Genomic DNA, 14,272 nt, shown 5'->3' with positions numbered 1-14,272 from the left:
GTGAGCTATGCCGCCTTCGCCCGTCAGGTGGAGAGGATCAACGACCTCCTCTGCACCGCCAATCTCCTCTCCTGGGATGCGCGGGTGATGATGCCGCCGGGCGGCGTCGAGGCGCGCGGGCACCAGTTCGCCACCGTCACCGACTGCGCCCGGGATCTTGCTACCGGCGCGGCGATGGCGCAGGCGCTGGCGAGCGCCGAGCGCGAGCTGGAGGGGGCCGACGCCGACGACCCGCGCGCGCATGCGGTCAGGGCCGCGCGCGAGGGGATCGCCGTCCTGTCGCGCATCCCGTCGGAGCTCCTGTCGGAAGCGGCCGAGCTGAAGACGCGCGGACAGGCGGTCTGGGCGAAGGCGCGCGCCGAGAACGACTTCGCCGCCTTCGCGCCGCTCCTGACCCGCACCGTCGAGATCCAGCGGCAGATCGCCGAGGCGATCGGCTACGACGACCATCCTTACGACGCGCTGGTCGGCGGCTACGAGCCGGACATGACCTGGCGCCGGCTGGAAGGGTTGTACGGGGAGATCAAGGCGGGCCTGCTGCCGCTGATCGACGAGGCGCTCGGCAAGCCGCAGCCGCGCGCGGACTTTCTCGACCGGAGCTATCCCGTCGAGGACCAGAAGCGCTTCGGCAAGGCGATCGCCGCGCGCATGGGCTACGACTTCTCGCGCGGCCGGCTCGACGAGACGGTGCACCCGTTCGAGATCTCGTTCACCCGCGGCGACGTGCGCATCACCGGCCGCTTCCAGGAGCGCTGGCTGCCGGGCGGGCTCTTTGCGGTCTGGCACGAGGCCGGCCACGGCATGTATGAGCAGGGCATCGACCCCGCCTTCACCCGCTCGGCCTTCACCACCGACTTCGTCAATCTCTACGCCGTCGGCGGCGCGAGCTTCGGCACGCACGAGTCGCAGTCGCGGCTGTGGGAGAACCGGGTCGGGCGCTCGCGGCGTTTTTGGGAGCTGCATTTCAATGAGTTGCGCGAGGTCTTTCCGGACCAACTCGCCGACGTCTCCGCCGAGGAGTTCTGGCGGGCGGTGAACCGCGCCCGGCCGAGCCTCATCCGCGTCGAGGCGGACGAGATGACCTACGACCTGCACATCATCCTGCGCTCGGAGATCGAGGCGGCGCTGATCGCCGGCGAGATCGGGGTCGGCGACGTGCGCGCGCTCTGGGCCGAGAAGGTCAAGGCGACGCTCGGCCTCGACGTGCCGAACGACACGCTGGGCGTCCTGCAGGACGTGCACTGGTCGTCGGGCATGATCGGCTCCTTCCCCACCTACACGCTCGGCAACGTCATGGCCGCACAGCTGTTCGAGACGGCGGTGGCGGACGAGGCGATCGCGGCGGGGCTCGATAGGGGCGACTACGCGCCGCTGCGCCGCTGGCTCGGCGACAACGTCCACCGCTTCGGCCGCTCCAAGAAGCCGGAGGAGATCCTCGCCCGCGCGACCGGCAAGGGCCTCGACACGGGACCCTATCTCAAACATCTCGGCGAGAAGGTCGCGGCGATGGACATGGCGTAAGGCCAACCTCCGCTCCCACGGCTCTCGCCCGATCCGTGGACTGGTCGGCAGGCATGGTAGCGTAGGATAGGCGCCGGAACTCGAAGCGGCGATGCCGTCGAGCACCGTCCCTGGTCAGCCAGAGAGGAGTGGCTGTCGGCTGCCGGCGAGCCCGCCACTTCCCTACATCACGTTGTATCTCATCCGTGTTCGCCAAGCTGGCGCGTGGATTCGCGCCGGACCAGCGTCACGTCGACGACGGTCTGGCTGTGCGGGGCACCGGGATCGGCGATCCGCTGTATCAGGGCGGCGACTGACGCTTTCGCCAGCGCCGCGGTGTCCTGCCGGATCGTCGTCAGCCGGTAGCTCAGCCATTCGGCCTGGGGAATGTCGTCGCAGGCGACGAGCTTCAGGTCCTCCGGCACCCTCAGCTGCGTCGTGTGACGCAGCTGGTCGAGGAAGCCGAGCGCCAGATAGTCGTTGGCGCAATAGATGCCGTCGAGGGCGATTCCCGCGCCGAGGAAGTCGCGGGCCGCCTCGAGGCCACCTTCATAGTTCTGTGCGGCGCCGTAGAACGTGCCGACGACCGCCATGCCGCGCGTGGCGCAGGCGCGGAGGAATGCGTCCCTGCGAAGGGCGATCGTGTGGGAATGGCGTCGCTGACCGGCAAGGCCGATCCGGCGGCATCCGGCCTCGCAGAGGGCCTGCGCGGCCAGGGACCCGGCCTTGTCCGCGTCGAGCGAGACGTTGTCGATCCGCCCGGCCGCTTCCGGCTTGTTGACCAGGACCAGCGGCACGCCCTGCGCGGCACAGGCCTCCGCGATCGCGTCGGGTGAGGCGTCGCAGGTGACGATCGCACCGGAGAGATTGTAGTGCAGCACCATGTCGATGAGGTGCCTCGTGTCCTCGTCCGGGCTGCTCGGCAGAAAGAACGGGCGGTAGTCCAGCCGGATCAGCGCCCGCGCGATCTGGTCGACCAGTCGCTCGCGGAAGGGATTGTCCATGTCGGAGACGATCAGGCCGACGAGATTGGTGCGCTGCTGCGACAGGCTGCGGGCGAGGAAGTTGACGCGGTAGCCGAGCGCCTCGGCGGCTTCGAGCACGCGTTCGCGGGTCTGCGGCGCGACGCTGGCGCCCGGCGTGAAGGTGCGCGAGACCGCCGAGCGCGAGACGCCGGCGAGCGAGGCGACATCGTCGGCCGTGGCGACGCGCGCTTGTTTCGCCGGCCTGCCGGCGATCGGCTCGGCAGGTGGCTTCGTCCGGTCGCTCAAGCGCGAGCCTCCAGCGCGGCGAGCAGGAGATCGCTGCGGTCGAGATTGACCATGGGCGGGGAAAGCGCGGCGATCTCTGCGAAGACCGCCGGATCCTCGCCGAAATACTTCACCATCGCGGTGATTCCGGCGCGGGCGTACTCCGTCCCGTGCTCGGCAAATTCGGCGATGCTCATCTCGGATATGACCGGGCGAAGATGTCCGATCATCGCGGCGATGGACGGATAGTCCGCATGGTTCGCCTTGAGGCGGGCCTGCGGCGAGGCCGCGCGCAGCCCCTCCTGCAGCGCCGGATCGCCCGACCAGAAGAAGCAGTCGCGCAGAAAGCCGAGCTCCTCTACCAGCGCGACCAGCCGGGCCGGTGCAACCGACTTGTTCTCGATGTAGAGGCGCCGGCCGTAGCTCTGGCACAGGGCGATCATCTCGCGGAGCGTCGGGATGTGTTGGCCGCGATAGAATGGCGATTTCCACGCGCCGGCGTCGAGAGCGCGCAGCTCGGCGAGCGTCTTGTCCGCGACGCGGCCCGTGCCGTTCGTGGTGCGCTCCAGGGTCGCGTCGTGGATGACCACGATCTCGCCGTCGGCGCTCTCGCGCACGTCGAGTTCCAGCCAGTCGCAGCCCTGGTCGAAGGCGAGCCGGCCGCTCGCCAGCGTGTTCTCCGGTGCGAGGCGATGCGCCCCCCGATGGCTGACGACGGAAATCTTTCGCATTGGAACACCGTGGAAGCCGGACATCAGCTCCGGCTGGTTGGTGCAGATGCCGAGGACCGGCATTGCCTGCAGATCATCGAGCACGGCGCGACGCTCCTCGTGCCACAGGACGACGCCGAGGCGCCGCCGCTCGGCCTCGGCAAGCAGGGCGGGCGTCACGAGGTCCTGCGGGCGATCGCCGCCGCGCTCCCAGCACAGGTGGACGATGTCGGCGCGAGCGGCTTCGGCCTTATCGAAGGGATCCTCGCCGAGCCGGACGAGGACGGCGAGGGGGTAGGGGCAGTCGCCGTCGGCGAGCGTACGGATCGCCTCCGCGTCGAAGCTGCCGAGGGCGGCGCGGGCGAATGCGGTTTCCTGAAGAAGCCTGTGCGTCGCAGTGCCTGCGCCGGGCGCCTTCAGTTCGAGATAGAGCGACTGGCGGAGCGCCTCGGCCAGAGCGACGACCTCGGCCAGCGTCGGCAGATCCGGCACCGCGTTCCGCAGCTCGGCGAGCGTCAGTTCGGCGATGGTGCCGGCCCGGCCTAAGACGGCCTCGAGGGTTGGATCGTGGCTGACGACGGGGATGCCGTCGGCGGTCAGCCGGACGTCGGTCTCCCACATGTCGGCGCCGAGCTCGGCCGCGGCGCGAAAGGCGCCCAGCGTGTTCTCCACGGCATGACCCGATGCGCCGCGATGGGCGATGATGAGCGGGCGGCGGTCCGGTCGCGCCGGCCAGGGAATGGTGTTGCGCAATGAGGTGATCTTTCCCGCGCGTTCGGCCCTACAGCGCCGCCCCGGTGGCGGCGTCGAAGGCCAGGAGGTTCTCGACGTCGAGCGGCCAGCTGACGGTCTCGCCGCCGCGAAGGTCGTCCCGCGCCGGCTGTACCGAGCGCAGGACGACGTCGCCGCGGAGGCGGACGTCGAACAATGTCTCGCGGCCCTGCGGCTCGACGAGGCCGATCGTCCCGCTCAGCCTGGCATCGCCCGATGTTCCGAAGTGTTCGGGGCGCACGCCGAGGCTGATCTTCCGTCCGGCCGCGAGCCCCTTGAGCCGCGAGGGCAGGGGCAGCGTCAGGCCGCCGTCGCAGGCGAGCGTGCCGTCGCCGCCCGCCACCCCGTCGACGAACACGATCGGCGGACTGCCGAGGAAGCCCGCGACGAAGCGGCTCGCCGGCGCCCGGTACATCTCGGCCGGCGCCGCCGTCTGCAGGATGGCGCCCTTGTCCATGATGGCGATGCGGTCGCACATCGACATCGCCTCCACCTGGTCGTGCGTGACGAGGATCGCGGTGATGCCGGTCTCGCGCTGGATGCGGCGGATCTCGCTCCGCATCTCCAGCCGGAGCTTGGTGTCGAGATTGGCGAGCGGCTCGTCGAGGAGCAGGACGTCCGGCTGGCGCACCAGGGCCCGGGCGAGGGCGACGCGCTGCTGCTGCCCGCCCGAAAGCTGGCCGGGCCGCCGCGTCAGATACGGCTCGATATGGGTCAGGCGGGCGATGTCCTTCACGCGCCTCGTGGTCTCGGCCGAGCCGACGCCGCGGACCTGAAGCGGAAAGGCGATGTTCTCGAACGCGGTCATATGCGGGTAGAGCGCGTAGTTCTGGAAGACGACGCCGACATTGCGCTTCTGCGCGGGCAGGGCGGCGACGTCGTGTTCGTCGAAGAGGATCGCGCCGCCATCGATGCGGTGGATGCCGCTGATCGACAGCAGCGTCGTGGTCTTGCCGCAGCCGGACGGTCCTAGCAGCGCGAGCATCTCGCCGTCGGCGATGGTCAGATTGAGGCGGTCGATGACGGAGGCGCCGTCGAAGCGCTTGGTGAAGTCCTGCAGCGTGATCCGCATCAGCCTTTGGTCCCTGCGCCGAAGATGGTCATCAGCCTGTTCTGGAAGAAGACGAACAGCACGAGGATCGGCAGCGTGTAGAACAGCCCCACCGACTTGAAGAGATTGAAGTTGTAGTTCACCGAATCCGGGACCTTCACCTCGTTGAGGAAGACCGACAGCACCGGGAAGTCCGTGGTCGGCGCCAGGACGCGCGGCAGCACGTATTCGCCCCAGGTCTCGATGCCGGAGAGGATCGACAGCGCGATGATCCCGGGCCAGACCTGCGGCAGGACGAGCCGGCGCCAGACGGTGAAGCGGCTCGCCCCGTCCTGCACCCCGGCCATCTCGATCTCCCAGGGCACGGTGTCGTAGAAGCCCTTCATGATCCACACGCCGAGCGGCAGGATCATGCCGGCCTTGATGGCGATGACGCCGGCGAGCGAGTTGTAGAGCCCGGCGAACTGCAGGACCAGAAAGGCGCCGATGATCAGCGTCACCGCCGGAAAGGCGTGCATCACCATGATGCCGGCGAGGAAGAAGCGCCGACAGGGCAGATTCAGCCGCGACAGCGCGTAGCCGGCCGTCGCCGAGAGCGAGACCACCACCGCCGCGACCGAGGCGACGAAGATCAGCGTGTAGAGCGTCGAGGCCCAGACGTTTCCGGTCACGCTCGGGTCGATCAGGAAGCGCCAGTGCGAAAGCGTGACCTCGTCCGGCAGCAGCGCGCCCGGCGGCGTATCCGTGAAGCTGTCGATGACGAGCCAGGCATACATCACCAGGATCGGCAGGCTGATCGCCACGAGGATCAGGACCACCGGCCAGCTCGAGAAGTTGCGGGATCTCATGTCGCCTGCGGCTCTCAAGTTTCGATCCTCGGCTGCTCGACGAGGTCGGAAAAGTTGAACAGGCGCAAAAGCAGCAGCGAGACGATCAGGCCGACCGCCACGAGGATCAGCGCCATGGCGGCGCCGAGGCCGTAGCGGAGGTTGCCGGTATAATCGAACAGCGCCACCCGGAAGGCTTCCAGCGCCCAGACATCGGTGGTGTTGCCGGGACCGCCGTCGGTGGTCAGCCAGATCTGCTCGTAGGACGACATCAGCGACATCGCCTGGTAGATCGTGAAGAACAGGATCGGCCATTTGAGTTGCGGCAGGATGATCCGGCGCACCTGCTGCCAGCGGCTGGCTCCGTCGACCTCGCTCGCCCACAGCTGCTGGACCGGGATCGCCCGCAGGGCGGAGGTCAGGAGGATCATCCCGATCGAGGCACCCACGAAGCCGTTCACCATGATCACGATCGTCCAGGCGGTCGGTACCGAGCCCTTCATGTAGTTGAAGGCGGGCAGGCCCAGATGTCCGGCGAGGATCGGCAGAAAGCCGCCTTCCCAGGTGAACCACTTCCACAGGATCGCGTAGAGCACCACCGGCGTGATCTTCGGCAGCAGCCAGAGCGCGCTGAAGGCGGTGGCGGTGCGGCGCGGCAGGTAGAAGGTCGCGAGCGCCAGGAACAGGCTGATCGCCACGCTGAAGCCGAGCGTGACCGCGACGTAGAACACCGTGTTGAGGCAGAGCCGCAACGTCTGCGGCTGGGTCAGCAGGCGGACGAAATTCTCGCTCGTCCACACCCAGCCGGTATAGCTGGCGGACAGGAGCCGATCGAGAACCGCGGGTTCGATGTCCGGCGCTACGCTCCGGATGGCCGCGGCCGCCTGGTCCCGGGTTGCGAAGCGGGTGTTGAGGATGGCGTGGCTGAACGGCTCCATCGCCTGCTTCAGCTCGAAGATGCGCCGCGGATGGTTCGGGAGCGCCTGCAGCGCGCGCTTGAAGTCGCGCGGACCGGCAAAGCTCTGGCCGAGAAGCGTGGCCTTGATGTCGGCGAGGAAGCGCTCGTCGACGCCGGCCTTTGCAGCTGCTGCGAGGCCGGCGGCATCCACCACGGCCCGTTCGGTGCGCAGTTCGGTGATCGTCTCCGGCGGCACGCCGGAACCTGCCAGCGCGTCGAGGCGGTTGGCGGTGAAGACATAGGCGCCGCCGCTGATGCCGGTGGCGCTCGACATGGTGGTGAAGGCGAAGATCCCCGTCAGCACGGCGGGGACCAGGAAGAAGACGCCGAGAAGGAGCAGCGTCGGCGCGAGCATCAGGAGCCCCAGCCGGCTGGTGCGCCGGCGCGGCGTGGCTTCCGGCTCTTCGAGCGCGCGGGTGCCTCCGGCCGGACGCGAGGCGGTGTCCGGCCGGAGGGCGCGCAGGGCGGCGGTGGTCTCGGCCACGGGCGCTCTGCCTCAGCGGATGATGATGTGGTCGCCGAGCGCCGACTTCACCTCGGTCTCGGCGGCCTTCACCGCGTCTTCGACCGAGGAGGAGCCGGTCCAGGCCGCTTCCAGGCCCTTGTACATGGCGCTCCAGTAGACGCCGAACCGCGCGTCGTTGGGGATGGCGTTGGTGTAGGGGAGGAGCTGCTTCGTCGTCTCCGAGGTCCAGCGGTCGTTGGCGTAGAAGGGCAGCTTGGCCTCGTCCGAGCCGATGGCGAGATGGCCGGAGGAGATCGCGTGGAGCGCGTTGATCCGGGGATCCGACGCGATGGTGATCAGCTCCGCCGACAGGGCCGCATCCTCGTCGCTGCCGGTGGTCGACAGGAGATAGACCAGCGGATGGGTGATCGAATTGGCGCGGCCGTTCTTGTTGCCGGCCGGGATCAGCGAGAACTGCACCTTGCCGAAGAAGTCCTTCATGCCGAACTGCTTGGTCCACTGGGCATAGTGCCATGTCCCGCCATCCCAGGCGCCGAACTTGTCCGCGGCGACGCCGCGGTGCCAGGTGTCCCATTCGGTGCCGAGATAGGTCGCCGGCACGACGCCCATCTTCACCGCATCGGCGAAGAACTGGTACATGCCGGTGAGCGCCTTTCGGTCGAAGACCAGCTTGCCGGTCTTCCGGTCGACCATCTCGCCGCCGAAGCTCTGGTAGAACTGCCAGTAGTCGGGCCCGTTGGAGACGCGCGGGGCGAAGCCCTTGCCCTTCTCCACGACGCCCTCGTCCTGCATCTTCTTCACGTCGTGCAGCATGTCGTAGAGCGTGTAGTCGCCCTTGCGCACCCGCTCGGGCAGCGCCGCGATCTGGTCGTCGCTGTAGCCGATGGCCTTGAGATGCGGCTTGGAGAAGAAGAACACCCGCGCCTCGGCGTCCTGCGGGATGCCCCAGATCTGGCCGTCGAAGCTCGCGACCTTGACGAGGTTCTTGTAGATCTGGTCGAGCGGCCAGGCGTCGAAGTCGACATAATCCTCGATCGGGCGCAGAATCCCGGCCTGCGACCAGGGGCCGATGTCCTCGTGGCCGGAGACGATGATGTTCGGCGCCGTGTGCGATTCCGCCGCCAGCGTTACCGCCTGCTTGAAGTCGTCCCAGGTGCTCCACGTCTTGCCCTGGACCGTGATGTGCAGGTCCTCGCCGCGGAGCTTGGCCTGGCGCTCCAGGAACCCGGCCGCCAGCTTGATCGCGTCGACGCGATAGTGGGAGCTCTCGTCGGTGCCGCCGGCCCACACCGTGACGGTATGGTCTTCCGCCTGGGCGGACAGGATCGTCGCCGACAGCAGGCCGGCTGCGAGTGCGATGCAGGATAGGATCTTCGTCGGTGTCATCGATCGCCCCTTCAGGATCGGTTCGCCACGTCGTTGCACGCGCGTGCAACGGGCTCCGATTAAGGGGTTCCGATGACAGGCTGATAACGCTCCCGATCATTTCTGCCGCCGGTCCGGGCTGCCGGGCGGAGGGCTTCGGAAGCAGCGTCGGCGCGTGAGGCTCCGCGGGGGCTTGGGAGGCCTCAACCGGTTGCGCCTCATGGCATACGCAGTCGCCTTGCAGCGCACCGGTTGCATGCGCTGCCGCCCTCGGCCTCCGATGCTCCAGGCGAATCCCTGCGCCGCCGCGTTCCTGCCGTCAGGATCGCGGCTGCTCCTCGGGCCGCCGGTTCCAGCGCGCCCAGACGAAACGGGCGATGAAGACGACGACGAGGGCGATGATGGCGTAGTCGAGATAGTGGAAGACGGAGCTCAGGGTACCGCTGTCGCTCCAGTCCTTGCCGAGGATGTAGCCGACATAGCCGAGCATCAGGCACCACGGCCAGGAGCCGACATAGGTGTAGATGTGGAATCGTCCCTGCGGCATGTGCGAGATGCCGGCGGGCAGGGCGATGAAGGTCCGCACCACCGGCAACATCCGCCCGATCAGCACCGCCGGGCCGCCGAAGCGGGAGAAGAAGCTGTCGGCGACGTCGAGATCGTGCCTGGTCAGGAGGACGTACTTGCCCCAGCGCAGGATCGCGGTGCGCCCGCCCCAGCGCCCCACCCAGTAGGCGACGAGGGAGCCGAGATTGCAGCCGAGGGCCCCGAGCGTCGCGATCAGGAAGACATTCATGTCACCCTTCGAGGCGAGATAGCCGGCAAAGGGCAGGATGATCTCCGACGGCAGCGGGATGCAGGCCGACTCCAGCGCCATCAGCCCGATCAGGCCGGCATAGCCGGTCGCCTGGAGCACGGCGATGATGGTGCCGGCGAGAAAGCCGCTGTCTGCCATGATCTGCCTCCGATGCCTCCCTTGCGAGTCCTCGATGACCGTTCGCCCGCAGCGGAACGTTCCTATCCGAAAGCCGACGCCTCACAAAGAGTTCCCTGGCTCTTTGGGTCGCGGCGCGCCGGTCTGCATCGCACCGGAGCACGGCGGACCTTCTGACAGGCGCCGCGTATTGCCGATGGAGAGGGCAAGTCTCGCTCGATAGCGACCCCGAGACTTGCGACCGTAGCCGACAGAACGAAGAGCGCCGGGCCGCTCCGGGCCGGGAGGCTCTTCCGGCGGCCGTTCCGGTCGTGGAGGGCGCGATGCGTGCGCTACTGCCAGATCCCGAGATGCGCCTGCCTGGCCGCGTCCTCGGCCTTGACATACGGTCCGCCGGGCACCGCCTTCGCCCAGCCGTTGGCGACGACCCAGGCGCCGATGTCCTCGCCGTCGACGCTGCAGGCGGTGGTCGCCGCGCTTCGCTTTTCGCCGAAGTCGGAGGGAACGTCGCATTCGATCGAACGGCCGCGCAGGAAGCGGCGGAGTTCGGTGCGGGACCGGACGCCGCAGGGGCGGGCGTCTGCGCCCGACCCGCATGCGGCCGACAGCGGCAGCGGGTCGACCCCGGGCAGGGTGATGACGCCCTGGCGGTAGGCGATATGGCCGGCGTCGACGGCGATCGGCAGGGAGAGGAGCTGGGGCTTGGCCGGCTCCTTCAGGTCGGCCGGCTTCGACAGCGGCGGGCGGGGCGGCAGCCGCTCCAGCGCACCGCCCTGCGCGGCGACATCCGCCGGCCCAACCGCGCGCGCGCCGGTCTGCTGCGGAGCGGATCGGGTGCCGTGGGCGGGCGCGGCGGCGCCGTCGGCCGACGTCGCCGCCGTGGCGATATCGTCGTTGCGGGCCTCGATGCTCTGCTTCGACGGAGCGAGCGCGAGCAGGATCGCGGCCAGCAGGACGACGCCGAGAAGGATCGCCGCCTGGCCGCCGGGTCCCTGCAGCCTCACTGGCTCGCCCAGAGGATCCGCGCTATCCACTCGATCTCGTCGAGCGCGAACTGGCGATCGGGGAAGTCCGGATTGACGGACGCCAGCTCGATCGTCCGGGCGGTCCGTCGCTGCAGAATCTTCGCCATCACTTCTCCCTCGCGCGTGCGCACCACCACCCGGTCGCCGCGCCGCACCGCGGCTCCGGGCGCGACGATGACGATGTCGCCGTCCCGATAGAGCGGCATCATCGACTGGCCGGAAACCTCCAGCGCATAGATCGGCTCGTCCGAATTGGCCGGGAGCGCGATCTCGTCCCAGCCTTGGCCGACCGGAAAGCCCGAATCGTCGAAATAGCCGCCGCTGCCCGCCTCGGCAAATCCGAGCAGCGGAACCGCGAGGGCCGGCGCGCGCGGCGCCGCGGCGACGCTTTCGGGCGTATCGCCCCGCATCAGCCGGGTGAACTCCTCGATCGATGTTCCGGTCGCCTGGATCACCTTGGCGATCGATTCGGTCGAGGGCCAGCGGGGGCGACCGTCGCCGGCGCTGCGCTTGGACTTGTTGAAGGTCGTGGGATCGAGCCCGGCGCGCCGGGCAAGGCCGGAAGCGGACAGCCGATTGCGCGCCGCCAGCGCATCGATCGCCGCCCAGATCCGGTCGTGGGAGAACATGGAGGACCCCGCCTCTGACGCTCGGGAAGGAAAAAATACCTTCCAGTCCTTAAGGCGCCGCAATCGGCTTGTCCAGAGGCCTTGTGGGGTCGAAAACGGTGTGGCCGTCGCCGCGGCCGAAGCTGTCGGGATCCTGTCGGCATTCCGGAACCAAGGCGGGATTGCGGCATTGACGTCGCGCCCTCATTGCACGATGGCCTCAGGCAGGGCCCTCGCGCGGCGTCGTGGGTGCAACGATCGGAACGGTCCATGGAAGCACGGTTCGCGGCCAACACCAGCGAGGAAACGCGGCGGCGGGCGAGCGAGCCGGGGCGCGGCCGCGACGCGGCCGGGCCGACGGAGATTCCGGGCAAGGGCTGGAAGGATATCCTCTACCGGCTCTACAACTCCTTCTTCGAAGACCGCGTCATGCTGATCGCGGCGGGCGCGACCTTCTATCTCCTGCTCGCGCTGTTTCCGGCCGTCGCCGTCTTCGTCTCCTTCTACGGCCTCGTCGCCGACCCCGCGACGATCAGCCAGCACATCGTGCTCTTCAGCCAGTTCCTGCCGCCGACGGCGCTCGACCTTCTGCGCTCGCAACTCGACACGCTGACGCAGAAGGGCTCCGCGTCGCTGTCGCTCGGCTTCATCACCGGGCTCCTGTTCGCGCTGTGGAGCGCCAACAACGGGATCAAGACGCTGTTCGAGGCGATGAACGTCGCCTATGGCGAAAGCGAGCAGCGCAGCTTCATTAAGCTCAACATCGTCGCCTTCGGCTTCACCCTCGGCGCCATCGTCATCGGCATCGTGCTGATCGTCGCCGTGGGGGTCATCCCGGCGGTGATGGCGGTCGTCGGGCTCGGGAGCGCGACGGAGACGCTGATCGGCATCGGCCGCTGGCCGGTGGTCTTCCTGCTGATCGTCGGAGCGATCGCGATGATCTACCGCTACGGGCCGAGCCGCAACCGGGCGCGCTGGAAGTGGGTGATCTACGGCGCGATCCTGACGGCGGTCGTCTGGCTCCTCGCCTCCATCGCCTTCTCCTGGTACCTGCAGAACTTCGCCAACTACAACGCCACCTATGGCTCGCTCGGCGCCGTCGTCGGCTTCATGATGTGGGTCTGGATCTCCTCGCTGATCTTCATCATCGGCGCCGAAATCAATGCCGAGATGGAGCATCAGACGGCGATCGATACGACCGATCTGCCGGAAAAGCCGATCGGCCACCGCGGCGCCCGCGTCGCCGACACGCTCGGCCGGCGCGCCTCGGCCTGACCGGCACGGGCGCCGCAACGCGTCACGCCACGTCGCAAAGAGACTGCCCACGGCGCCCCCGAACGGCTATTGACGCGCATTCCTGCGGCGACAAAGGTGCGGCATGTCTGTCAGCCTGTTCGAGCTCTTCAAGATCGGGATCGGCCCGTCCTCGTCCCATACGGTGGGGCCGATGTGGGCGGCGCGCCGCTATCTCGACCGGCTGGACGGGAAGGGGATCAAGGCCGCCGTCGCCCGCATCGAGGTGCGGCTTTATGCCTCGCTGGCGCTGACCGGCATGGGCCATGCCACCGACAAGGCAATCATGCTCGGCCTCGCCGGTCTTCGGCCGGACACGCTCGACCCCGACGACGCCGAGGATCTCTACGGCTTCATCCGCGACCGCGGCGAACTGCAGCTCGACCGCGGGCGGCGCATCGCCTTCCGGATGGACCGCGAACTCCTGATGCTGAAGCGCGAGCGGCTGCCGCATCATCCGAACGGCATCCGCTTCACCGCCTTCGACGAGGCCGGCACTGAGATCGACACGGCCGACTATTATTCGGTCGGCGGCGGCTTCGTCCTGTCGGCCGAGGAGGCGGGCGATAGGACGCCGGTCCTGAAGAATGCCCGCGCGCCCTTCGAGTTCAAGTCCGCCGACGCGCTGCTCGAGATCTGCGACCGCGAGAAGCTGTCGATCGCCGCCGTGGTGCTCGCCAACGAGGAGACCTGGCGCTCGCCCGCCGAGGTGCGCAGCCAGATCCTCGCGATCCGCGACGCGATGCTGGATTCGATCGAGCGCGGCTGCCGCATGGACGGCATCCTGCCAGGCGGCCTGAAGGTGCGACGGCGTGCCAAGCAGCTGCGCTCCGAGCTGTTGAAGCGGCCCGAGAGCGCGCTGCGCGACCCGCTGACGACGCTCGACTGGGTCAATCTCTATGCCCTCGCCGTCAACGAGGAGAACGCCGCCGGCGGCCGGGTCGTCACCGCGCCGACCAACGGCGCGGCCGGCGTCATCCCGGCCGTGCTCGCCTATTACGAGCGCTTCGTCCACGGCGCCTCGGACGACGGCGTCGTCACCTTCCTCGCCACCACCTCGGCGATCGGCGCGCTCTACAAGCAGAACGCCTCGATCTCCGCCGCCGAGATGGGCTGCCAGGGCGAGGTGGGCGTCGCCTGCTCGATGGCGGCGGCGGGGCTCGCGGCCGTCCTCGGCGGTAAGCCGCGCCAGGTCGAGAACGCTGCCGAGATCGCCATGGAGCACAATCTCGGCCTCACCTGCGATCCGATCGGCGGCCTCGTCCAGATCCCCTGCATCGAGCGCAACACCATGGGCGCGGTGAAGGCGATCAACGCCGCACGCCTGGCGCTGAAGGGAGACGGCACGCATTTCGTCTCGCTCGACAACGTCATCGAGACGATGCGCCAGACCGGCGAGGACATGAGCGAGAAATACAAGGAGACCGCCCTTGGCGGGCTCGCCGCGAACGTCACGCTCTGCTGATACCGGCCGGCGAGGGATGCCGGGGGCATCCGCCGCACACCCGCTGCGC

12 protein-coding genes are annotated in these 14,272 nt (G+C 68.6%); 3 read left to right on the top strand and 9 right to left on the bottom strand.

Translation table 11 applies throughout. The features are described from left to right. Positions 1 to 1,521 carry a carboxypeptidase M32 gene (locus tag AB5S17_RS05655; protein WP_369237030.1) on the top strand — a complete coding sequence of 507 codons (1,521 nt, stop codon included), beginning with the start codon at positions 1 to 3 and terminating at the stop codon, positions 1,519 to 1,521. Between the two features lie 179 nt (positions 1,522 to 1,700). Here AB5S17_RS05655 and AB5S17_RS05650 read toward each other — a convergent pair whose 3' ends face one another. The 9 genes from AB5S17_RS05650 to AB5S17_RS05610 all read right to left on the bottom strand — a co-directional run bounded on the left by AB5S17_RS05650 (position 1,701) and on the right by AB5S17_RS05610 (position 11,486). Continuing rightward, positions 1,701 to 2,771, bottom strand: a complete 1,071-nt coding sequence (locus AB5S17_RS05650; protein ID WP_369237028.1) for a LacI family DNA-binding transcriptional regulator — start codon at positions 2,769 to 2,771, stop codon at positions 1,701 to 1,703. Beyond that, entirely contained in the window at positions 2,768 to 4,213 is a 1,446-nt protein-coding gene (locus tag AB5S17_RS05645; protein ID WP_369237026.1) for a glycerophosphodiester phosphodiesterase, read from the bottom strand. The genes AB5S17_RS05650 and AB5S17_RS05645 overlap by 4 nt, the downstream gene beginning before the upstream one ends. 28 nt (positions 4,214 to 4,241) lie before the next feature. Then, a complete protein-coding gene (locus AB5S17_RS05640; protein WP_369237024.1) occupies positions 4,242 to 5,303 on the bottom strand; it encodes an ABC transporter ATP-binding protein in 1,062 nt (353 codons plus the stop codon). After that, positions 5,303 to 6,130: a carbohydrate ABC transporter permease gene (locus AB5S17_RS05635; protein WP_369237022.1), complete on the bottom strand. Its 828-nt coding sequence runs from the start codon at positions 6,128 to 6,130 to the stop codon at positions 5,303 to 5,305. Before AB5S17_RS05635 ends, AB5S17_RS05640 begins: the two co-directional genes overlap by 1 nt. A 14-nt stretch (positions 6,131 to 6,144) precedes the next feature. Next, entirely contained in the window at positions 6,145 to 7,551 is a 1,407-nt protein-coding gene (locus tag AB5S17_RS05630) for a carbohydrate ABC transporter permease (protein WP_369237020.1), read from the bottom strand. Positions 7,552 to 7,563: 12 nt separating this feature from the next. After that, positions 7,564 to 8,919 carry an extracellular solute-binding protein gene (locus AB5S17_RS05625; RefSeq protein WP_369237018.1) on the bottom strand — a complete coding sequence of 452 codons (1,356 nt, stop codon included), beginning with the start codon at positions 8,917 to 8,919 and terminating at the stop codon, positions 7,564 to 7,566. A gap of 298 nt (positions 8,920 to 9,217) precedes the next feature. Beyond that, positions 9,218 to 9,853 carry a DedA family protein gene (locus AB5S17_RS05620; protein ID WP_369237016.1) on the bottom strand — a complete coding sequence of 212 codons (636 nt, stop codon included), beginning with the start codon at positions 9,851 to 9,853 and terminating at the stop codon, positions 9,218 to 9,220. A gap of 311 nt (positions 9,854 to 10,164) precedes the next feature. Beyond that, positions 10,165 to 10,836, bottom strand: a complete 672-nt coding sequence (locus tag AB5S17_RS05615; RefSeq protein ID WP_369237014.1) for a thermonuclease family protein — start codon at positions 10,834 to 10,836, stop codon at positions 10,165 to 10,167. After that, entirely contained in the window at positions 10,833 to 11,486 is a 654-nt protein-coding gene (locus AB5S17_RS05610) for a helix-turn-helix transcriptional regulator (protein WP_369237012.1), read from the bottom strand. The genes AB5S17_RS05615 and AB5S17_RS05610 overlap by 4 nt, the downstream gene beginning before the upstream one ends. Before the next feature lie 249 nt (positions 11,487 to 11,735). On the opposite strand from AB5S17_RS05610, the gene AB5S17_RS05605 reads away from it, so the two are divergent. Together AB5S17_RS05605 and AB5S17_RS05600 are read left to right on the top strand one after the other, a co-directional pair. Further along, positions 11,736 to 12,740: a YihY/virulence factor BrkB family protein gene (locus AB5S17_RS05605; protein ID WP_369237010.1), complete on the top strand. Its 1,005-nt coding sequence runs from the start codon at positions 11,736 to 11,738 to the stop codon at positions 12,738 to 12,740. A gap of 103 nt (positions 12,741 to 12,843) precedes the next feature. Beyond that, positions 12,844 to 14,223, top strand: a complete 1,380-nt coding sequence (locus AB5S17_RS05600; protein ID WP_369237008.1) for an L-serine ammonia-lyase — start codon at positions 12,844 to 12,846, stop codon at positions 14,221 to 14,223. Positions 14,224 to 14,272 lie beyond the last annotated feature (49 nt).

This window comes from Jiella sp. M17.18 (assembly GCF_041027365.1).
Taxonomy (GTDB): Bacteria; Pseudomonadota; Alphaproteobacteria; order Rhizobiales; family Rhizobiaceae; genus VKMB-3413.
The sequence above is the reverse complement of the archived record's forward strand: the minus strand, read 5'-3'. Positions and strand labels throughout refer to the sequence as shown.

Excerpts from the sequence above, each read along its gene's own strand:
- AB5S17_RS05640 (WP_369237024.1), bottom strand. The coding sequence starts at position 5,303 with ATGCGGATCACGCTGCAGGACTTCACCAAGCGCTTCGACGGCGCCTCC.
- AB5S17_RS05635 (WP_369237022.1), bottom strand. The coding sequence starts at position 6,130 with ATGAGATCCCGCAACTTCTCGAGCTGGCCGGTGGTCCTGATCCTCGTG.
- AB5S17_RS05625 (WP_369237018.1), bottom strand. The coding sequence starts at position 8,919 with ATGACACCGACGAAGATCCTATCCTGCATCGCACTCGCAGCCGGCCTG.
- AB5S17_RS05620 (WP_369237016.1), bottom strand. The coding sequence starts at position 9,853 with ATGGCAGACAGCGGCTTTCTCGCCGGCACCATCATCGCCGTGCTCCAG.
- AB5S17_RS05610 (WP_369237012.1), bottom strand. The coding sequence starts at position 11,486 with ATGTTCTCCCACGACCGGATCTGGGCGGCGATCGATGCGCTGGCGGCG.
- AB5S17_RS05605 (WP_369237010.1), top strand. The coding sequence starts at position 11,736 with ATGGAAGCACGGTTCGCGGCCAACACCAGCGAGGAAACGCGGCGGCGG.
- AB5S17_RS05600 (WP_369237008.1), top strand. The coding sequence starts at position 12,844 with ATGTCTGTCAGCCTGTTCGAGCTCTTCAAGATCGGGATCGGCCCGTCC.